The sequence below is a fragment of the Stenotrophomonas sp. 22LJNL06-5-1 genome (genome assembly GCF_056861455.1).
Genome location: NZ_JBSPUE010000005.1, coordinates 309,164 through 328,792, shown reverse-complemented (window position 1 = coordinate 328,792; position 19,629 = coordinate 309,164). Strand labels below are relative to the sequence as shown.

Annotated in this window: 17 protein-coding genes; 13 read left to right on the top strand and 4 right to left on the bottom strand. The window is 66.3% G+C overall.

The window, feature by feature from the left end:
- Positions 1–100 precede the first annotated feature (100 nt).
- The 4 genes from AC13GF_RS13350 to AC13GF_RS13335 all read left to right on the top strand — a co-directional run bounded on the left by AC13GF_RS13350 (position 101) and on the right by AC13GF_RS13335 (position 7,286).
- Positions 101–772 (top strand): ion channel, encoded by a 672-nt coding sequence (locus AC13GF_RS13350; protein ID WP_032128402.1) that lies wholly within the window; start codon positions 101–103, stop codon positions 770–772.
- 260 nt (positions 773–1,032) lie between these two features.
- Positions 1,033–3,357, top strand: a complete 2,325-nt coding sequence (locus AC13GF_RS13345) for a winged helix-turn-helix domain-containing protein (RefSeq protein ID WP_483004915.1) — start codon at positions 1,033–1,035, stop codon at positions 3,355–3,357.
- A 115-nt stretch (positions 3,358–3,472) separates the two neighbouring features.
- Positions 3,473–4,372 (top strand): helix-turn-helix transcriptional regulator, encoded by a 900-nt coding sequence (locus tag AC13GF_RS13340; protein ID WP_032128400.1) that lies wholly within the window; start codon positions 3,473–3,475, stop codon positions 4,370–4,372.
- Between the two features lie 49 nt (positions 4,373–4,421).
- A complete protein-coding gene (locus AC13GF_RS13335; RefSeq protein WP_483004914.1) occupies positions 4,422–7,286 on the top strand; it encodes a TonB-dependent receptor domain-containing protein in 2,865 nt (954 codons plus the stop codon).
- Between the two features lie 57 nt (positions 7,287–7,343).
- Here the strand turns inward: AC13GF_RS13335 and AC13GF_RS13330 are convergent, their stop codons facing one another.
- The 3 genes from AC13GF_RS13330 to ppa all read right to left on the bottom strand — a co-directional run bounded on the left by AC13GF_RS13330 (position 7,344) and on the right by ppa (position 10,750).
- Positions 7,344–8,771 carry a hypothetical protein gene (locus AC13GF_RS13330; RefSeq protein WP_483004913.1) on the bottom strand — a complete coding sequence of 476 codons (1,428 nt, stop codon included), beginning with the start codon at positions 8,769–8,771 and terminating at the stop codon, positions 7,344–7,346.
- A gap of 168 nt (positions 8,772–8,939) precedes the next feature.
- A complete protein-coding gene (locus tag AC13GF_RS13325) occupies positions 8,940–10,061 on the bottom strand; it encodes an HDOD domain-containing protein (protein ID WP_483004912.1) in 1,122 nt (373 codons plus the stop codon).
- Positions 10,062–10,213: 152 nt separating this feature from the next.
- A complete protein-coding gene (ppa, locus tag AC13GF_RS13320; RefSeq protein ID WP_005410935.1) occupies positions 10,214–10,750 on the bottom strand; it encodes an inorganic diphosphatase in 537 nt (178 codons plus the stop codon).
- A gap of 183 nt (positions 10,751–10,933) precedes the next feature.
- Here ppa and AC13GF_RS13315 point away from each other — a divergent pair, with 183 nt between their 5' ends.
- The 4 genes from AC13GF_RS13315 to AC13GF_RS13300 all read left to right on the top strand — a co-directional run bounded on the left by AC13GF_RS13315 (position 10,934) and on the right by AC13GF_RS13300 (position 16,204).
- A complete protein-coding gene (locus AC13GF_RS13315; protein ID WP_483004911.1) occupies positions 10,934–11,407 on the top strand; it encodes a hypothetical protein in 474 nt (157 codons plus the stop codon).
- Between the two features lie 72 nt (positions 11,408–11,479).
- Positions 11,480–11,980 carry an RNA polymerase sigma factor gene (locus tag AC13GF_RS13310; RefSeq protein ID WP_014038389.1) on the top strand — a complete coding sequence of 167 codons (501 nt, stop codon included), beginning with the start codon at positions 11,480–11,482 and terminating at the stop codon, positions 11,978–11,980.
- Between the two features lie 104 nt (positions 11,981–12,084).
- Entirely contained in the window at positions 12,085–13,017 is a 933-nt protein-coding gene (locus AC13GF_RS13305; protein WP_483004910.1) for a FecR family protein, read from the top strand.
- A 268-nt stretch (positions 13,018–13,285) separates the two neighbouring features.
- On the top strand, positions 13,286–16,204 hold the full coding sequence (locus AC13GF_RS13300) for a TonB-dependent receptor (RefSeq protein ID WP_483004909.1): 2,919 nt from the start codon (positions 13,286–13,288) through the stop codon (positions 16,202–16,204).
- Between the two features lie 78 nt (positions 16,205–16,282).
- Here AC13GF_RS13300 and AC13GF_RS13295 read toward each other — a convergent pair whose 3' ends face one another.
- Positions 16,283–16,540 (bottom strand): DUF2789 domain-containing protein, encoded by a 258-nt coding sequence (locus tag AC13GF_RS13295; RefSeq protein WP_483004908.1) that lies wholly within the window; start codon positions 16,538–16,540, stop codon positions 16,283–16,285.
- A gap of 108 nt (positions 16,541–16,648) precedes the next feature.
- Here AC13GF_RS13295 and AC13GF_RS13290 point away from each other — a divergent pair, with 108 nt between their 5' ends.
- From AC13GF_RS13290 to AC13GF_RS13270, 5 genes are read left to right on the top strand one after another with little or no spacing between them, the layout of a single operon-like run.
- On the top strand, positions 16,649–17,236 hold the full coding sequence (locus tag AC13GF_RS13290; protein WP_483004907.1) for a biliverdin-producing heme oxygenase: 588 nt from the start codon (positions 16,649–16,651) through the stop codon (positions 17,234–17,236).
- Between the two features lie 31 nt (positions 17,237–17,267).
- Complete coding sequence (locus tag AC13GF_RS13285; protein WP_483004906.1) at positions 17,268–17,735, top strand: YbaN family protein; 468 nt, start codon at positions 17,268–17,270, stop codon at positions 17,733–17,735.
- Complete coding sequence (gene exbB / locus AC13GF_RS13280; RefSeq protein ID WP_483004905.1) at positions 17,722–18,450, top strand: tonB-system energizer ExbB; 729 nt, start codon at positions 17,722–17,724, stop codon at positions 18,448–18,450. Before AC13GF_RS13285 ends, exbB begins: the two co-directional genes overlap by 14 nt.
- A 9-nt stretch (positions 18,451–18,459) precedes the next feature.
- Positions 18,460–18,885 (top strand): TonB system transport protein ExbD, encoded by a 426-nt coding sequence (gene exbD, locus AC13GF_RS13275; RefSeq protein WP_483004904.1) that lies wholly within the window; start codon positions 18,460–18,462, stop codon positions 18,883–18,885.
- A complete protein-coding gene (locus tag AC13GF_RS13270) occupies positions 18,882–19,601 on the top strand; it encodes an energy transducer TonB (RefSeq protein WP_483004903.1) in 720 nt (239 codons plus the stop codon). Before exbD ends, AC13GF_RS13270 begins: the two co-directional genes overlap by 4 nt.
- Positions 19,602–19,629 lie beyond the last annotated feature (28 nt).

Genomic DNA, 19,629 nt, shown 5'->3' with positions numbered 1-19,629 from the left:
CGTGCGCGGGACCGGGGAGAGTGCCGGCCAGCGGCCGGCACTACCGCTCATCACGCCGCTCCCGGCTATCCTCCGCCCATCACCCTGGGGAAAGGACGCCATGCCCGTTGCCATCACTACCCGCTGGCTGGCCATTGCCCGCCGTCATCCTTCGGCCTGGCTGCTGGGTGCACAGTTGATCGCGGTGCTGCTGTATCCCGCACTTGATGACACCGCCGGTGGCCGAGCGGCGCTGGGCATGTTCGGCATGGCGGTACTCGGCCTGGCGCTGTGGGTGGTCCAGCGCAGCCCGCTGGGCACCTGGCTGGCGCTGCTGCTGGCCATTCCTTCGGTGGTGTTCTCGCTGGCCGGTGCACTGCTGGATCGCAGTGCGCTGCTGACCACCGCGCAGCTGCTGGAAAGCCTGCTGTACTTCTATACGGCCGGTGCGCTCATCGCCTACATGCTCCAGGACCACAAAGTCACCCGCGATGAACTGTTCGCGGCAGGTGCGACATTCACGTTGCTGGCCTGGGCCTTTGCGTTTGCTTTCGCCGTGTGCCAGCAATGGTATCCGGGCAGTTTCCAGGGCACCGGTGGTGGTGCGCAGCGCACCTGGATGGAGCTGCTTTATCTGAGCTTCAGTTTGCTCTCGGGTGTTGGCTTGAGCGACGTTGTGCCGCTGCATCCACAAGCGCGCGCCTTGGTCATGCTGGAGCAGTTTTCAGGCGTGATGTACGTGGCTTTGGTGGTTTCGCGACTGGTCGGATTGACCATGCTGCGGCGCATGTGAAAATGAACGCCAGATAAAAATTTCGCGCCCCGCAGGGCGCGAATGGTGCAGCAAATTATGTGAATGCGTCGGCGAGAGAGAGCCTGGATGTCGACCACGCGATAGGCGAGGTAACCCGCATAGGCTAGTATTCGCCCGCTTCATTGTTTTTGCGGTATGCGCCGATGCTTTGTGCGGAGTCTGGCTTTTTGCTGTTCCCAGGACGGGAGGGTATCGAAGGCAAACGCTGCCCCGGACCTGTCTCTACTGTGTAGCGGAAAATGAACAGCAGTGAAAACCAGCCCCCCGGATTCGATCGGATCCGGATAGGAGAGTGCACTGTCACTCTGTCCTCGCGAGAAGTCGAGGTCGTCGGTGCGCGTCGCCCGCGTCGGCTGACGCCGAAGGCGCTGGGCGTGCTGCGTGTACTGCTGCGCCATCCAGGGCGCGTTGTCACCCGCGATGAACTGTTCGCGGAAGTCTGGCCGGACACGCTGCCGACCAATGACGTGCTGACCCAGGCCGTCACCCAGCTGCGCAAGGCGTTCAGCAACGACGACGACAACGGCCAGGCCTATATCGAGACCATCGCCAAGACCGGCTATCGCCTGCTGGTGCCGGTGCAGGTACTGGACGATGTCGAGCCGGCGCCGTCCGCGGGAGCCGATGACGAAATCGTGGACATGCAACCGGCGATGGCCATCGCCGAGGTGGTGCCGGTACACGTGCAGGCGTCGCGTCGCCGTTGGCGCCACGTCCGTCGGCGCGTGCTGCTGGTGTTGGGCGTGCTGATGCTGGCCACGGTGGTGGTGCTGACCGCGTTGCTGCTGCGGCGGGCACCGGCCAGCAGTTCAGCGGTGGACGCGGCCGTGGAGAATGGCACGCGCGTGATCGGCAGCCCGCAGCGTCCCTATCGGTTGATCACCGCGACCAGCGGCTTTGAAACCTATCCCACGCTTTCACCCGATGGTTCGCTGGTGGCCTATGAGGGCGCCAACGAAGACGGGCAGGGTGGTGGGGCGATCAAGGTACAGACCTCCGGCAACGCGCCAGCGCGGCAGCTGCTGGCTCCGCCGGCCGGCTCGGTTGACCGCTTCCCGAGCTGGTCGCCGGATGGACGCGAGATCGCCTTCGCGCGGTTCAGCAACAACGGCGGCTGCCAGGTGCTGATTGCCAGCGCGACCGGCGGTGCCCTGCGCCAGGCCACGCGGTGCGATGGCACCGAGCTGCTCAGTTTCGACTGGACGCCGGACGGCCGTGGCCTGGTGTTCGGCAGCATGGTGGGGCGCTATGCCCATCGCGGCATCCGCAAGCTTGATCTGGCCAGTGGCCAATGGGAGGCGCTGGACTACGGCGTCGCCGAGGATGACTTCGACTATGCGCCGCGTTACTCGCCTGATGGCAAGTGGCTGGTGTTCGTGCGCAATCCGCAGCTGGGCGACCTGTGGCGCATGCCGGCCGCGGGTGGCACGCCCGAGCAGCTGACCAACGAGGCCGCTGAACTGCGTGGCTGGGCCTGGTTGCGTGATGGCCGGACGATCGTGTTTGGGCGCCGTGTCGACAGTGAAGTGCGCCTGTACTACCTGGACGTCGAGAGCCGCACGCTGCGCGATGCCGGGCTCGACGACGCACAGTGGCCGGCCACTGCGCGCCGCGCGGGCATGCTGGCCTTCGTCCACCGGCGTGCGCAGTTCGGCATCTTCAAGGTGCCGATGGAAGGCGGCTCGGCGCCCCAGCGCCTGTTTGCGTCCAGTGGCCGGGATGGGCAGCCGATGGCGGCGCCGGATGGACGCCAACTGGTATTCACGTCCGATCGTTCAGGCAGCTTCGCGCTGTGGTGGGCGGACATGGAGCGCCCCGATTCGCTGCGGCCTATCGAAGGATTGCGACCCGAGGCACGCCAGGCACCGGACTGGTCGGCCGACAGCCGGCGGTTGCTGGTGGTGGGGCGCGACGAGCACGGACGCACGGTGGTCTACGAGATCGCCCCACGTGACGAGCGCGTCCAACCATTGCCGGTACCGTCGGAGCAGCCGCTGCAGGCACTGTACGGGGCAAACCCGGACCAGTTGCTGGTGGTCGAACGCGATGACCAGCAACAGACCCGATTGAGCCTGTTTGATCGAAGCGTGCAGCCCTGGCGCCGCCTGGCCAGCATCGACGGTGTTTCGCAGGCTCGGTTCGATCGCAGCAGCGGACGCGTGCTGTTCACCCGCCTGGCGGCAGGAGGCCTGTGGTCGGTGGATGCTGCGCTGGCGCCGGGCAGCGTGCAGCAGATCAGCGATGACCAGCCCAGCCGGTGGCGGTACCGGGCCTGGACCGTGGCCGGTAACAGCGCGATCGGCTACCTCGGTACGTCCACCCGTTGTGGCACGACACTGGTGCTGATCCAGGCCGGGCGCGAGGAACCGGAACGCTGCTTGGATGCGGAACGCCTCAGTGCCGGCAACGGGCTGAGTGCCGGCGCCGATGGGCACACCCTGTTCGTGGCAATGGCGGTCAGCGACGGTGCCGACATCGGCGTGATGCGTTTGCCCGAGCGCTCGCCGACGCTGCTTCCGGCGTTCTCCAAGTTGTTGTTGTTCAACGGAAATGGGCCTTCGTAATTTCTTCGTGGCGACCTCGCCGCGAATTCGTGGCGATCTCGTCTGACTTTCCTGACGTGGTGCCGCCTGATTTGGCAAAACGGAGGCCTGTACTAGGCAAATCCGTGGTGCCCCCATGCGTCAACTCTCGCTGGCCGATCGCGGCCAAACCGTCTCTCTGGACCGGTCGCTCGACGATGCCGCGCCGACCTGCCTGGGCGTGGCCCGGCTCGGCAGCCTGCAGACCGCAGGCAGCAGCTTCACTGTGTGGATGCAGGTGCGCGGCAGCTCCTGGGTGGAAGCCAAGGAAGGACGCTTCCGCTTGCGCCAGGGCGAGTGGATCGCCTTCGAGAAGGAGTCGCGGCCGCTGGTGCAGGCTGGTCGCAACGGCCTGTGCGTTGGCCTGAACCTGACGGTCGAAGCGCTGCGCGTGCTGGCCGAGATGGCCGACTGCGGTCTGTATGCCGGGCGTGGCCGCATGAACCGTGGCGATGCCCGCGTTGCGCTGCGCCTGTGGCGCGATGCGCTGGCCAGTGGCCAGCCGGCACAGGCACTGCGCCCGCTGCTGCTGCACCTGGCGGGCCTGCAGCGTGGGCTGGCCGACAACGTTCAGCGTTGCCCGGGGCGCTCGCGCAGCCGCAAACGCCAGGTGTTCGGCCGCATGCAGCGCGCCCGCCTGTACCTGGAAGGCAACAGCCACCGCGTGGTGCGCATCGGTGAACTGGCCGAGCTGACCAACTTCTCCAGCTGGTATCTCTCCAAGACCTTCCAGAGCCTGTACGAGGAAAGCCCGCAGTCGCTTTCGGCGCGCCTGCGCCTTGAGCGCGCTGCCGACCTGCTGCGTGACACCGACATGATGGTCGGCGAGGTCGCCGCGGCCAGTGGCTTCGACAACTGCTGCAGCTTCGCGCGTGCGTTCCGCGCCCGCTACGGCCAGTCCGCATCGCGCTTCAGGGAGAACGGCGGCTTGCTGCCGCCACAATCTGCAAAGTCTCCGGTTGGTTCGCGCAAATACAGCGCTGCAACGCAATCGTAACGTGCTGGGGTGTTTTAACACGCTACTAACACGTACCTTGGAGAGATAGATGAACGTTCGTATTCCTGCAGTGCGGTTCGGCTTGCTGCCGGCCGGCATTGCGCTTGCCTTGGCACCGTCCTTCGCTTCGGCGCAGGACGCAGCTGCCGGCGGCACGACCGACCTGGACCGCATTTCGGTTACCGGCTCGCGCATCCGCCAGGCGAGCATGGAAACCGCGCAGCCGGTGATCGCGCTGCAGCGCGCAGACATTGAAAAGCAGGGCTTCACCAGCGTTGCCGACATCGTGCAGAACCTGTCGGCAACCGGTTCGCCGGCGATCAGCCGCGCCGATGCCTTGAGCTCGGGCGAAGAAGTCGGCGGCCAGTATGTTGACCTGCGCAACCTCGGCCCGCAGCGCACCCTGGTACTGCTGGACGGCAAGCGCATGGGCGTCAGCTCCGGCGGCTACACCGATCTGGCCTCGATCCCGACCTCGATCGTCGAGCGCGTGGAAGTGCTGACCGACGGCGCATCGGCGATCTACGGCTCCGATGCCATTGCCGGCGTGGTCAACATCATCACCCGCAAGAACTTCGATGGCCTGGAAGCGAGCGTCTACCGCGGCCAGTACGGCCAGGGCGACGGCGACAAGGAAACCTACAACTTCGTCTACGGCATGACCAACGACCGTGGCTCGTTGACCTTGGGTGCCGAGTACAGCGACGAGAAGCCGGTGCTGGCCAAGGACCGCCGCTTCAGCGCCTATGCCAACGGCCCACGTCATCCGTTCCCGACCGAAGATGACGCCAACGGCTGGTCGGCGATCACCGAGAAGGGCGTACTGGTCAACGGCGGCAAGAACTACGTCGTGAACCCTGGCGCCGATCCGACCGATTTTGCCAACTACCATGAGCTGACCAACGCCGACCTGTCCAACCCGACGCAGCAGATGTATCTGTCGACCGGGATCAAGCGTCGCTCTGTGTTCGCCAACGGCCAGTACGATTTCACCGACAACATCCGCGGTACCGCCAACGTTCTGTATACAGAACGCGAGGCGCTGCAGCAGATCGCCGGTTACCCGTACCGCTCCAGCGCGTATGGCACCAAGCTGTCCAAGGACAGTGCGTTCAACCCGCTGGACCAGGATGTCGACTTCATGCGTCGCACCTGGGAAATGCCGCGCCAGACCAAGTCCGAGCTGAATACCTTCCGCTTCTCGGCCGGCCTGGAAGGCTCGTTCGAGTTCGGCGATAAGTACTTCGACTGGGATGTCGGTTACGTCTACAACCGTAACAAGGGCACCAAGACCGGCACCGGCAACCTGTTCATCCCGAACGTGAAGAATGCCGTCGGCCCGTCGTTCGTCGAGAACGGCGTTGCTTACTGTGGTGCCCCGGGTGCGGTCATCGCCGGTTGCACCCCGTGGAACCCGCTGCTTGGTTATGGCATCGACGGCACTGGCTCGCTGTCCAACCCGGATCTGCAGAAGTATCTCTTCCTGCCGACCCACGACACGTCGCTGACCACCTCCAAGGTCTACAGCGCCAACCTGTCCGGCGCGCTGTTCACCCTGCCGGCCGGTGACCTGTCGTTTGCAGCAGGCTACGAGCACCGCGAAGAGCAGGCCGAATACAACCCGGATGCGCTGCTGCAGTCGGGCCTGAGCACCGACCTGGCCGGTGCGTCCACCGCCGGTGGCTACAAGCTCAACGAGTTCTTCCTCGAGCTGAACGTACCGATCCTGGCCGACCTGCCGTTCGCCAAGGAACTGTCGGTCGACATGGCCGGCCGTTACTCGGATTACAACACCTTCGGCAACACCTTCAACAGCAAGTTCGGCCTGAAGTGGAAGCCGATCGATGACCTGCTGGTGCGCGGTACCTACGCCACGGGCTTCCGTGCGCCGACGGTGGCTGACCTGTACGGCGGCACCTCGCAGACCTTCGACAAGTACACCGATCCGTGTGACACCCTGTTCGGTGCGGCGGTACGTAACCCGCAGGTTGCCGCGCGCTGCGCCGGTGCCGTCCCGGCCAACTTCCGCCAGGAAGCATCCGGCGGCATCGATGCCACTGGCCCGGGGTCTCAGTCCAACTACGCCTACCTGTCCGGCTCCAATGCCGAACTGCTGCCGGAAACCTCCAAGACCTGGACCGTCGGCCTGGTGTACAGCCCGAACTTCGTACAGGGCCTGGACATCAGCCTGGACTGGTGGAAGATCCGCATCGACAACGTGATCGCGGCCGAATCGGTTACCTCGATCCTCAACCAGTGCTACATTCTGGGCAACGCCAACGCGTGTGATCGTGTCACCCGCGATCCGGAGAACGGCTCCCAGGTGACCGACGTCACCCGTACGCTGATCAACGGTGGTTACCAGGAAACCGCTGGTTACGATCTGGGCATCAAGTACCGCCTGCCGGAGTTCTCCTTCGGCAACATCGTCATCGACTGGAAGACCACCTACGTCGATTACCTGGAGTACAAGCGCGACAACGAAGAGCAGACTGCCGTCGAGCAGCACACCGGCTGGGGCACTGGCGACTGGGGTGGCAACTTCCGCGTGCGTTCGAACCTGAACATCGATTGGAGCCTGGGCAACTTCGGTGTCAACTGGGGCATGCGCTACTACTCCGGCCTGAAGGAAGAGTGTTCCTACGACCGCACCGGTGGCGCCGAGTGCAACAACCCGGACTTCTCCTCGGCCTACACCCTGGCCATTCCGGTCCGCAACACCGGTTCGAACACCTTCCACGACCTGCAGGTGCGTTACAACACTCCCTGGAATGCCACCATCTCGGCAGGTGCCAACAACGTGTTCAACCACGAGGGCCCAGTCATGTACAGCCAGCCGAACTCGAGCTTCTCGTACTACGGTGGCTTCGACATCGGTCGCTTCTACTACATGAAGTACACCCAGCGCTTCTGATCCATCGAAGCGTGACAGCAGAAAGAGGAGGGCGGGCCGCAAGGTCCGCCCTTTTTCTTATGCGACCAAGCTGGTAGCCGTTTGGGGCGGTGGATCCGAGCGCAGGTTGACGATACCTAGGGCATAAAAGCAGCTAGCGTCCTGCTGATCGACGATCTGCCACGGCGTGGTGTTGCAGCGCTCTTCGTGCTGCGCACGTGCCGGATCCACGCATGAGGTGAAGAAGGGGCATCGGCATGGGGGGGTGTCCGCAGTTGCCACGAACGCTCCCCCTTGGGAGAGATGCCTCAGCATGAATTCGAACGATGCCTGCAGGATCCGTCGTCCTTCGTTCAACTCCTCATTTCTTCCGGCCACGGCAAAGTCGTGCAGAGTGTCCCGTCCGATCTGGAAGATGGTCCCGGGATGCTCCTGCATGAGAGAGCAGATGCCATGCTTGGTCATCAGTGCATTCATCCGCTCACCGAACGGGAGCGCATCAGGCGCGCACAGTACATCAATGATGCCAAGTTCAAAGAAGGGATCCGCCAGGCGCGCCTGCAGGTTGCTACGCATGAAAGCGATCGTCTCCTGAGCCGCAAGACCGAGGTTTTGGGGCACGGGGAACATCGCCTGGAGGCGATCCAGCCATGCGCGGCTGACCGGTTCGTTGCACCGCAGATGCTGGCTGACCTGGGCGCCAAGATGCGTGCGCCAGTGCTTGAGCTGCTCCGACGAAGCGGTCGTGCTGCCGCGAAGATGGGAGAGCAGCGCGTCGACAGGCGAGGTGGATTGCAGGCTTGCGAGCCCGCACAGCAGCATCTGCTCTTCGTTGAGGCCCGGGGCGATCTTCTGCGCCAGCAAGGACAGCGCGTGATAGGGAAGGACGGCGGCCGGTTCCGGTTCCTGCGCTGCCATTTTCCAAAGGAATCGCTTCTCAAGCAGATATGCAACCGACTCGAGGATCTCGCCTGGCCCGAATGTGATGTCCGCTCTGGCCGTGTCCCCTGCCGCATTGGAATACTGCGCGTGAAGTGTGAGATGGTCATTATTGGGCTGACCATCGGGTGTGGCGTCCGTCAGCGCCAGGATATCAACCTGGTCAGGCCGGGTTCCCTCCGGAAGACGGGCTTGGGTGCGGCGCCGCAGGCTCCTTCGGTGGGTAAGCAGCTCTTCCGTCCGTAACTGTTCCAGGGTCGCACCATCAATCCGACCTTGGCCGATGCCGCTGGTGTCGGTGGTGTAGCGAAACGCGCTCCATAGTTCGGCAAGGCCCAGGAATGCGCTGACGCCATGGATCGTGGAAACGTTGTGCAGGTAATGCATCCATTCGTGGAAGAAGTACGCAATGCTACGGGGATCTTGGAAGCCGCCCGGAGCTGCATCGGTGACCGTCTTGGGGGCGACCATCATCCTTTCCGAGAAGGTGATCAGCTGGCGGTCCGGTTGGTAGCTTGCGACGGCAGATTGGAGTGGGGTGTCGTCGCTGTAATCGGTGGTAGTCATGGCGGGCTGCGTTCGTGGGCTTTCGGCGTTCCCGAAACTGTATCGAACACGGACCCGACTGCGCGCCCTTCGCTGCAGTTTCGCGAAAGTCCGAATGCGCTGCCGCAAATATAGCCGCTAAGCATGAGCCTGCTGTGGGGGCACGGCAGTCGCTCCTGCCGCTATGCCTCAGCCGTCGCTCGGCACCAGCCCCATCAGGCTGTTGGCATGCTCGCGCCACTGCGGCAGCCTGTTGAGTACACCCGCGCGTTGCAGGTAGTCCTCGTCCACCGGATCGCCATTGACCAGTGCCAGTGCCACGTGCACCGCGCCGGTCACCCAGAAGCTGCGCGTATTGGCACGCTGCGGCTGCAGGTGGAAGGCAACCGCTTCGATGATCGGCATCGGCAGGCCCCACAGGCCCAGCAGGTAGGCCCCGGCCTCGGCATGGCCGGGGCGGGTGTCACCGGCCAGCGACGGCTCGCTGCGCTCGTTGCGCACGCCGGGCAGCAGCAGGCCGATGTCGGCCAGCAGGGCAGCGGTCGCGCCCAGTTCGGCACTGGATTCGGGCAGCAGGCGTGCCGCCAGGCGCGAGGCAAGCAGGGCGCGCTGCTGTAGTGAATTGCGCTCGGCCGTGGACAGCGTCGGTGCCGAGAACACCTCGCTGGCAAGTACCAGATCGCGCAGCGTCGACAGGCCGAGGCGGGTCACGGCGGTGCGCAGGTCGGCGATGGTGCGGCCCTGGCTGAAGAACGCCGAGTTCGACAACTGCAGCACCTTGGCCGCGATCGCCGGATCAGCGGCCACCAGCTTGGCAACGTCGGCGCTGTCGGCGTCGTCGTCATGTTCCAGTGCCTGGGTCAGGCTCAGGTACAGGTGCGGCGGCGAGGGCAGCTTCTCGATACGGCCGATGGCATCGCGCAGGCGCGGGCTGTCCAGTACTTCGCGCAGCTCTTCCAGGCTGGTCAGCGCTTCCAGCAGCACTTCCGGCGCCAATGGCAGCGGCAGGAAGCGGTGGGCCACGCCGATCAGGCGTGCCGGCGGCGGTCGGTTGCCGTGCTGGGCGTCCACCAGCGCAATGCGGATGGTTTCCGGGCGCAAGGTCCGGATCTGGCCGAGCAGCGTGGTGGCATTGAGATCCGGCAGCTGCGGGCAGACGATCACCGCGTCCACGCCCTGCGTGGCCACCGCAGTCATCGCGGTCTGGCCATCGGTGGCGGTCAGCGGCTGCCAGTCTTCCCCAAGATCGGCAATGAATTCGGTCAGCTCAGCCGGCAGGCTGGCTGCATCCCCAACAAGCAGAATACGCACGACACATTCCCCTGGCTGTCTCGACGATGGATGTCGACGACGTGTGAAGTGACGCAATTTACCTAATACGGCGACAAGAGTGATGTGCCGTCGTCATGAAACGTGACCCGCATCGCTCCGGCGGGGTGCCGCCGGAGCGATCCGGTTCAGGCTCAGGCCTTGCTGTCGAGATGGCGCTGGTGCGCCTCGATCAGGATCTGCTTGGCCTCGGCGGCGCCGCCCCAACCGTCGAGCTTGACCCACTTGCCCTTTTCCAGGTCCTTGTAGTGCTCGAAGAAGTGGCCGATGCGCTCCAGCCAGTGGCTGGACACCTGGGCGATGTCTTCGACGTGGGCATAGCCGCTGAAGATCTTCGACACCGGCACGGCCAGGATCTTCTCGTCGCTGCCCGCCTCATCGCTCATCTTCAGCACGCCGACCGGACGGCAGCGCACCACCGAGCCCGGCACCAGCGGCAGCGGCAGCACCACCAGCACGTCGGCCGGATCGCCGTCGCCGCACAGGGTGCTCGGCACATAGCCGTAGTTGCAGGGGTAGCGCATCGGGGTGGACAGGATGCGGTCGACGAAGATCGCGCCGGTTTCCTTGTCCACTTCGTACTTCACCGGCTCCGAGTCCTTCGGGATCTCGATGATGACGTTGATTTCTTCCGGCGGGTTCTTGCCGGGCGAGACGAGTTCCAGACCCATGGTGTGCTCCAGGTGGGGGATATAGACGGATAGCCCCCCATTTTATGCCTTTGCCGGGCGCTGTGCAGAGGGAGGGGCTGACGGCTGCGTGGGGCAGGGACCCACGCGGCAGGCCGGGGTTGGCTGATGGGGCCGGCCGGTGCGGGGGCGCAGGCTGGACCGACCTTCCCAAGGAGTCCGCTCATGAAAGTGTCTGCCCTGCCGTTCGGCCTGTTCTGCATGCTGCTGGTTGCGCCGTTGGCCCAGGCCTCCCCTTACGTCGACCTGATCGACTACCCGCGGCAGGAAGCCAACTGGGACCGCTTCTTTGCCCTGGAGGGGCGTCTGCAGTACGGGTTCGACGCGATCTGCGGCGATACCTTCTGCGAAGGCGAGTACAGCGATATCCACGCCCTGCGCCTGCGCTGCTCGGTGGATGCGGTGCGTGGCACCGTCCACGAGTGCCTGTGGGCATTTGCCGCCAGTGACCTGGAGGTCTCCCGCAACGATGGCGCGATCAGGGCACGGCAGCCGACCTGGTTGTGCCGCCTGCCGCTGGCGGCGGGAACCCCGGTGGAGGCCTTCCATGCGGCGCTCGCCGCCCGCAATCCACTGCATGACCCGCTTCCGGGTACCTCCCTGAGCGTCTACGACGGACTGACCGGGTGCATCCATTGATGCGAACGTGACTGATTCTCATTAACGGAGTAGCATGCGCGGCGCCTTCCGTCTGTCGTCCCGGTTCCGCGCATGTCCTCCAATGCCGCCTCCCTCACCGAACTGCTGATCCGCGAGCGGCCTGCGCTGCTGCGCCGGGTGCAGCGCATCCTGGGGGGCGACAACGGCGCAGAGGACGTGATCCAGGCGGTGTGGTTCAAGGCGCGTGGCGTCGATGACAGCCAGGCCATCGACAATCCGCGGGCCTATCTGTACCGGCTGGCCGCCAACCTGGCCACCGACCACGGCCGCGAATCGACCCGGCGCAACCGCCTCCTGGCCGACCACTACCTGTGGGGGCCGGACGAGGTCATCTCGACCGAGGAACAGGCCATGGCACAGGACGAGCTGCAGCGTGTGCTGGATGCGGCCGGACACCTGCCGGAGCCGACCCGCACCATCTTCCGGCTCAACCGCCTGCAGGGGCTGACACAGGCCGAGATCGCCCGCCGCCTCGGGGTGTCGGTGACCACCGTCGAGAACCATGTGCGCACGGCGCTGCAACGCCTGGCCTGGGCTCGCAGCGGCCGATGATCGCCCCGGCTTGGGGCTGGCCCTCGCTGAAACGTCTTGATCACTGGACCGCAGATGCGGTCTAGTTCCCCCGCCCGCGCTTGAATGCGCCTGTCCGCCAGCCGATGAGCCCGCCGAACACGCTGCCCGCCGCCAATGACGATGCCCTGGCCGAACAGGCCCGGGGCTGGATTGCGTGGCTGGCCTCGGGTGACATCGGCGAGGGGCGCATGCACGAGTTCGAGCGCTGGCTGGCAGAGCCGGGGCACCGCCGGGCCTTCGAGCACGAGCGCACGCTGTGGCGCAGTGTCGGGCCACGCCCGCAGGCCCGGCCCACCGAACGCCGCCGCCCGCATCGAATGCGCTGGGCAATGGCTGCTGCAGCTGTGCTGGCGATGCTGGTGGCATGGCCGGAGGCCTGGTTGCGGCTGCAGGCCGACCATCGCAGCACGCACGTCGTGCAGAACGTAACGCTGCCCGATGGCAGCCATGCGGTGCTGGACGCCGACAGCGCGATTGCCGTGCGCTTCGACGCGAATGCCCGCGAGGTCGAGCTGCTGCGCGGGCGCGCCTGGTTCGAGGTCAGCCCGGATGCGCAGCGACGTTTCAGCGTGCGTGCCGGCAATGGCGTGGTCGAGGACATCTCCACCGCGTTCACCGTCGCGCGTGGCGATGACCGGGTGGAAACCCAGGTCGGGCAGGGCAGGGTGCGTGTGGCCAGCCCGGCCGACGGTGGCTGGACCTACCTGCAGGTGGGCCAGCGTGCCGTCTATGGCGAGCGCAGCGGCGTGAAGCGTCTGCAGGATGTGGCGGCCGACAGTGTGGGCGCGTGGCGCCAGGGCGAACTGCTGCTGGAACAGGCCCGCGTGGCCGACGCGGTGCAGTGGGTCGGGCGCTATCGCGAGGGGCCGACCTTCGTGCGCGGTGACCTCTCGCGCTTGCCGGCGGTGAGCGCGGCGTTGCGCATCGACCGCCCGGAACAGGCGCTGGATGCACTGGCGGCAACAGCAGGTCTTCGGGTTACGCGTCTTCCCTTCGGCGTCGCCATCGTGCAGTAGATCCACGCCATGCGTGGATGACCGTCCCTGTGCCGACCAACGGTCGGCACCCACCGCTGCAACCAGCCGACCAACGGTCGGCACCCACGCTGCAACCAGTCGACCAATGGCCGGCCCCCCTCCGCGACCGCAAATCGCTCTTGGGGTCGCCGCGCGCCCAACCGTCTTACCCCGCGAACGTACCCGCCGCCGCCACGTACGTCGCCGTGTCCGCCTGTGTTGCGGATGACGCCGCGCCTGCGGCACCGATTACCTGACAGGTTCCCCCATGTTCGACTCCCACCGCCCGGGCCGCGCGCTGCGCCCGTCCCGCCTGTGCATTGCATTGCTGGCTGCCGGCCTGGCCAGTGCCACGCCATCCGTGCTGGCACAGAACGCCCGTGGCGATCACGCCGCCGTACAGCGCTTCGACATTCCGGCGCAGCCCCTGGACGACGCGCTGCGCAGCTACATGCGCCAGTCCGGCGTGCAGGTCGTGTATCCGGCCACCCTGGCCCACGGGGTGAGTTCGCGTGCGGTCAATGGCAGCCTGCCGGCCAACGAGGCGCTGCAGCAGCTGCTGCAGGGCAGTGGCCTGGCGGTGCGCCGGGTCAGCGCAGATGCAGTCACGCTGGAAGCGGCGACGCCGGCGCAGGCCGACAGCGGAGTGATCGTCACCGACACGCTGAGCGTGGCCGGCGACCGCGTCGACAGTGGCGCGACCAGCGACGAGGCGCGCCTGCTCGACAGCTATCGCAGCGTCGGTTCCACCACCACGCTCAACCGCACGCACCTGGAGCGTTTCCGCGGTACGTCCAACGGCGACATCGTCAAGGGCGTGGCCGGCGTCACTGCCGGTGACCCACGCGTCGGCAATGGTTTCGACGTCAACATCCGCGGCATCCAGGGCCAGGGCCGCGTGCCGGTGATCATCGACGGTGGCCAGTCCAGCATGGATACCTATCGCGGCTACGCCGGTCAATCGCAGCGTACCTACCTCGACCCGGACCTGATCTCCAGCCTGACCATCACCAAGGGCCCGAGCCTGCAGGCCAACGCCTCCGGTGGCATCGGCGGCGTGGTCGAGATGGAGACGCTGAAGATCGGCGACGTGCTGCGCGAAGGGCGCGACTTCGGCGTGCGCATGCGTGGCGGCCTGGCCAACGCCAGCGCCAACAACCTGCCGTCCTACAGCGCCGCGCCGCGTTCCGACCGCAGCGCAACCGGCAGCCAGTTCTTCAACGTGGCTGCGGCAGGTCACTGGGACCGCTTCGATCTGGTCGCCGCCTATGCCTACCGTGACAACGGCAACTACTTTTCCGGCAAGCACGGTTACGACGACTTCCCGCAGACCCGGCGCACGCTGGCACCGCTGAACCCGCCGCGTACCGAGGTATTCAATACCTCGGCGCGCTCGAAGTCGGCGCTGCTCAAGGGCACCTGGCGCATCGACGATGTGCAGACACTGGAAGCGGGCTATCGCCGCTACGAAGGCACTGCCGGCGAGATCATGGCGTCGCAGATCATCCGTGTGGATCGTGACCGCATTCCGCAATGGGATCCGGGCCACGTCGACATGGACAGCTACACCCTGCGCTATCGCTTCAATCCGGACAGCGAGCTGATCGACCTGCGCGTCAACGCCGCGTACACCGACACCGACAGCGTGATGTACAACAGCCTGACCGGTATCACCCCCTGGTACTTCGATCGCCGCACCGAGTGGTACGACGCGCCCAGCTTCAGTGGCGACCCCGGCTACAAGGATGCCTACCGCAACCCGCTGCGACAGAAGCGCTTCGGACTGGATGCCAGCAACACCTCGAAGTTCGACACACGTGCTGGCGCGTTCACCCTCGACTACGGCCTGTCCTACAGCGATGAGGACATCGCACCGGGCAGCTCGGGGCCGGTCATGCACGATGACCTGATCAACAACCGCTTCCTGCGCAACGCCGAGCGCAAGGAATACAGTGCCGTGGCCTCGCTGAAGTGGCAGCCCGATGAGCATTGGGAACTGCTGGCCGGCGGCCGCTGGAACCGCGTGGATGTGCATGACCGCAACCGCCTGGCCACGCCCGATGCCTATGAAGTGCAGGGCCAGTACCGCTACACCGAACTGCTCAATGGCAACCCGGCGCTGCCGTCGTGGCGGGCCAAGCGCATCGCGCTGCTGAACTGGTATCCGGATGCCAACGGCAACTTCACCCAGGAATCGCTGCTGGCCTCACCGTACAAGAAGGGCACGGTGGGCGACATCGGTGGCTGGAACTTCTACGACGCCGGCAAGGCGCAGGACCTGGAAGTGCCGATCAGCTGGACCTGGTCGCAGCCGATCCGCCGTCGTGACACCGCGTTCTCGCCGACCGCCAGCGTGGCCTACCGCTTCAGCGAAGACACCATGGTCTACGTGAAGTACGCCGAAGGCACCAAGCTGCCGAGCCTGTTCGAGACCACGCTGGGCCTGTTCACCGCCGCCAAGCCGGTGGGCGAGTTGAAGCCGGAGCGCGCGCGCAGCTGGGAAATCGGTGCCAGCACCATCCGCTATGACCTGTTCACCGCCGGCGACCGCCTGGCGCTGAAGCTGGCGTACTTCGATACCCGCATCGACGACCTGATCACCCGTGACTACCGCACGCTGTCGGCGGGCCTGATCCGCAACGTCGACCAGTTCAAGGTCTCGGGCATGGAGTTCCAGTCCAGCTATGACAGCGGCAAGGTATTTGCCGATCTGTCCGCGCACTATTACTTCAAGGCCAAGACCTGCGCGCCGGACATCGCCGCCGAGCGCCGCGCCTATGGGGCACAGCGCAGGAACGGCGAGCTGGCCAACACGCCCGACTGCGTGGATGGCGGCTTCGAGGGCTCGTACACCAATACCCAGAATCCGCCGCGTTACATGGTCAACCTGACCCTGGGCTCGCGCCTGTTCGACGAGCGCCTGACCTTCGGTACCCGCGTGGTCCACAACGCCGGCCCGATCAGCAAGCTGGACAAGGACTGGAACGTGGGCCTGTCGGCGATCCAGCAGCTGTACCGGCCGAACACCCTGGTGGATCTGTTCGCCAGCTGGAGTTTCAACGACCAGCTGTCGGTGGAAGCCGGCGTGGACAACCTGACCGACCGCTATTACCTGGACCCGCTGGCCCTGGGCGTGATGCCGGCCCCGGGCCGCACCGCGCGCCTGGCGTTGACCTGGAAGTACTGATCGGTCGCGGATGAGCGGTGGGGTCGGATCCCTTTCCTGCGGAAAGGGCTCTGACCCCAGCGAGCGTGCGTAGCCCGCTTACAGCCCGGTCGAAGCCTTCACCGCATCTTCGTGCAGCGACTCGTTCAGCTCGTCCACCACGGTGCTCCATGCTGCATCGGCCTGCAGCGATTCGGACAGGAACTGGCGCTGGGCATCGTTCCAGTAGGGTGCCTCGACCACTTCGACATCGGTGGCCAGCTGGTGCTCGCGGATGAAGCGGGCGATGCTCTCGGCGCTGGCATCCAGGCCCAGCTGCAGGAACAGATTGGTCATGCGCGGTTCGGTGGTGATCATCGTCGGTTCCGGGGGGAAAAAGGGGATGGCCCATTATCGGTGCACACGGGCTTGGGGAAAGCCCCGCGGCGAACGTCTACAGCAGGACGACCCTCCTGGCATTCCCCCATGAACGCACACATCGCTCCTGAAGACAGCCGCAGCCTGCGGCTCAAGGCCGCCACCCGCGACAGCCACGGTGCCCTGGACAAGCGCATCATGGCCGGCGACATTTTCGCCGACCGCAGCAACTTCGCTCGCTTCCTGCGCGTGCAGTATCGCTTCCACCGCAGCATCGATGCGCTGTATGCCAACCCTGCGCTGGACGCACTGCTGCCCGATCTCGGTGAGCGCCGGCGCCTTACACAGGTCGCACGCGACCTGCAGGACCTGGAGCAGACCCTGCCAGGTGCGGACATCGACGCGCTGCCCTCGGACCTGACACTGCCGGCTGCATTGGGTTGGCTGTACGTGGCTGAAGGCTCCAACCTGGGCGGCACCATTCTGTACAAGATGGCTGCCAAGCTCGGCCTGGACCGTGATTTCGGCGCCCGCCACCTGGCCGCGCATCCGGATGGCGCGGCGCGCCACTGGCGTGAGTTCACCGCTGCGCTGGACGCGGTACCGCTGAGTACCGAGCAGGAGCAGCAGGTGATTGATGCGGCCGACGCCGCGTTCCGCAGCGTGCACGGCCACGTCGAAGTGGAATTCGCCTGATGCACGGCGCGCGCCCACAGGTGCAGCGCTGATGCGCTGGCTCTGGTTCGCGCTGGGCTGGCTGATGGTCGGCCTGGGTGTGATCGGCGCGTTGCTGCCGGTGATGCCGACCACCATCTTCCTGATCCTGGCCGTGGGCTGCTTCGCGCGCAGCTCGCCGAAGTTCGAGCAGCGCCTGCTGGCGCATCCGCGCTACGGCCCGTCGCTGCGGTTGTGGCGTGAGCAGGGCGCGGTGTCGCGCAAGGGCAAGGCGTTTGCCAGTGCCGGCATGGCGCTGGGCTTTGCCCTGTTCTGCTGGGGCGCGCACCCGTCCTGGCGCCTGTTGTTGGGCGTGGGCCTGTTCTTCGCGGTCAGCGCCGGCTACGTGCTGAGCCGACCGGCACCCCGGCTGGAGCCCAATCCGGTCGTGGAAGTGGACGACGCCAATGATCCGCGCGCGGCCCGTCGTCGCGCAGCGACCCCTGATGCTGATGGAAACCGAGACGATGCTGCCTGCTGACCTGGCCCCCGTGGCCGCCCCCGCATTGACCCCGTGGGGCATGTACCTGGCCGCCGACGTGGTGGTGAAAGCCGTGATGATCGCGCTGGCACTGGCGTCGCTGGCCACCTGGACCGTGCTGCTGGCCAAGGGCTGGGAGCTGGCCCGCCAGGCACGGCAGCTGCGCGCGGCGCGCGCGCTGTTGCTGCAGGTGCCAAGCCTGCCCGGCGAGAGCGCCGATGCCAGTGTGCAGCAGGGCATCGCACGGGCGATGCTGGACGCCGCCCGCACCGAACTGCGCCTGTCGCAGGATCTGGATAGTCGCGACGGCATCAAGGAACGCATTGCATCGCGCCTGGACCGCGTCGAGCTGGAGACCGCGCGCGTGCAGCGGCGCGGCATCGGTGTGCTCGCCAGCATCGGCGCGGTGGCGCCCTTCGTCGGCCTGTTCGGCACGGTCTGGGGCATCATGAACAGTTTCATCGGTATCGCCCACAGCAACACCACCAACCTGGCGGTGGTTGCGCCCGGCATCGCCGAGGCCCTGCTGGCGACCGCACTCGGCCTGGTCGCGGCGATTCCCGCGGTACTGGTCTACAACCATTTCAGCCGCGTGCTGGCCGGCCTGCGGGGCCTGCTCGGCGATCTGTCGGCGGCTGTGCAGCAGCTGGTCTCGCGCGATCTTGATCGTGCTGCTCCGCGCACCGTAGCGACGCCGCTGCGCGCGGTGCACTGAGGTACGACGATGGCGATCAGGACCGCGTCCGACCGCGATGATGCCCCCGAAGAAGCGCACGAGATCAACGTTACGCCCTTCATCGATGTGATGCTGGTGCTGCTGATCATCTTCATGGTGGCCGCTCCGCTGGCTACCGTATCAGTGCCGGTGCAGCTGCCGGCCAGCAGCGCCAGTGCCACGCCGCCGGAACAGGCGCCGGTGTATGTGACCGTGCAGGCCGATCTGTCGCTGCGCGTTGGCGAACAGGCCGTGGCGTGCGACGGCCTGGCCGCTGCATTGCTGGCGGCCACCCACGGCGACACCGCGCAGCGCATCTTCCTGCGCGCCGACACCCGTGTGCCCTACGGCGAACTGATGGCCACGTTGGATGCGTTGCGTGCGGCGGGCTACCTGAAGGTGGCGCTGGTCGGCCTGGAGCAGGGTGCGCGATGAGTGGACTGCGGCGCTGGGCGACCAGCCTGGCGATCGTGCTGCTGGTGCACGCGCTGCTGATCGGCGCGGCTTGCTGGTGGGCGACGCGCGCACCGGTGCTGGCTGCGACGGCGCCGCCCGCCGCGCTGATGCTGGAACTGGCACCGATGGCGCAGGCACCGCCGGTGCCGCCGCGCGAGGTCGCCACCGGTCCACTGCAGCAGCAACAGCAGCGGCAGGCGCCGAAGCCGGCCCTGCGCGAGCAACCGAAGGCGCCAGTGCAGCCGCAGGGCGAGCTGCCACCGCCGCGTACGCCGGAGCCGACGCCCTCGCCGGATACCGCTGACGCCAACGTCGCGCAGACCAGCGCACCGCCGCAGGTGGCGGCCGATGCGGCCGCGCGCTATACCGCGCCGCAGACCACGGCGGGTGAGCGCAGTCGTGCCGAGGCGACCTGGGAAGGACGCCTGCTCGGGCATCTGCAGAAGCACCGCCGCTATCCGCGCCAGGCCGAGCGGCTGCGCCAGCAGGGCGTGGTCTACGTGCGCTTTGCCGTGGCCCGCGACGGCGCGGTCTCAGGGTTGAATCTGGGCCGCAGCAGCGGCTTCGCGCTGCTCGACCAGGAGACGCTGGACACCGTGCAGCGGGCCAGCCCGGTCCCGGCGCCGCCGGCCGAAGTGGCCGGCGACCCGGTGGAAGTGATGGTGCCGGTGTCGTTCTTCCTGCGTGGGCGGTGACCGGGCCGTGGGGCCCGTCATCCACGCA

Excerpts from the sequence above, each read along its gene's own strand:
- AC13GF_RS13350 (WP_032128402.1), top strand. The coding sequence starts at position 101 with ATGCCCGTTGCCATCACTACCCGCTGGCTGGCCATTGCCCGCCGTCAT.
- AC13GF_RS13345 (WP_483004915.1), top strand. The coding sequence starts at position 1,033 with ATGAACAGCAGTGAAAACCAGCCCCCCGGATTCGATCGGATCCGGATA.
- AC13GF_RS13340 (WP_032128400.1), top strand. The coding sequence starts at position 3,473 with ATGCGTCAACTCTCGCTGGCCGATCGCGGCCAAACCGTCTCTCTGGAC.
- AC13GF_RS13335 (WP_483004914.1), top strand. The coding sequence starts at position 4,422 with ATGAACGTTCGTATTCCTGCAGTGCGGTTCGGCTTGCTGCCGGCCGGC.
- AC13GF_RS13330 (WP_483004913.1), bottom strand. The coding sequence starts at position 8,771 with ATGACTACCACCGATTACAGCGACGACACCCCACTCCAATCTGCCGTC.
- ppa (WP_005410935.1), bottom strand. The coding sequence starts at position 10,750 with ATGGGTCTGGAACTCGTCTCGCCCGGCAAGAACCCGCCGGAAGAAATC.
- AC13GF_RS13315 (WP_483004911.1), top strand. The coding sequence starts at position 10,934 with ATGAAAGTGTCTGCCCTGCCGTTCGGCCTGTTCTGCATGCTGCTGGTT.
- AC13GF_RS13310 (WP_014038389.1), top strand. The coding sequence starts at position 11,480 with ATGTCCTCCAATGCCGCCTCCCTCACCGAACTGCTGATCCGCGAGCGG.
- AC13GF_RS13305 (WP_483004910.1), top strand. The coding sequence starts at position 12,085 with ATGAGCCCGCCGAACACGCTGCCCGCCGCCAATGACGATGCCCTGGCC.
- AC13GF_RS13300 (WP_483004909.1), top strand. The coding sequence starts at position 13,286 with ATGTTCGACTCCCACCGCCCGGGCCGCGCGCTGCGCCCGTCCCGCCTG.
- AC13GF_RS13295 (WP_483004908.1), bottom strand. The coding sequence starts at position 16,540 with ATGATCACCACCGAACCGCGCATGACCAATCTGTTCCTGCAGCTGGGC.
- AC13GF_RS13290 (WP_483004907.1), top strand. The coding sequence starts at position 16,649 with ATGAACGCACACATCGCTCCTGAAGACAGCCGCAGCCTGCGGCTCAAG.
- AC13GF_RS13285 (WP_483004906.1), top strand. The coding sequence starts at position 17,268 with ATGCGCTGGCTCTGGTTCGCGCTGGGCTGGCTGATGGTCGGCCTGGGT.
- exbB (WP_483004905.1), top strand. The coding sequence starts at position 17,722 with ATGCTGCCTGCTGACCTGGCCCCCGTGGCCGCCCCCGCATTGACCCCG.
- exbD (WP_483004904.1), top strand. The coding sequence starts at position 18,460 with ATGGCGATCAGGACCGCGTCCGACCGCGATGATGCCCCCGAAGAAGCG.
- AC13GF_RS13270 (WP_483004903.1), top strand. The coding sequence starts at position 18,882 with ATGAGTGGACTGCGGCGCTGGGCGACCAGCCTGGCGATCGTGCTGCTG.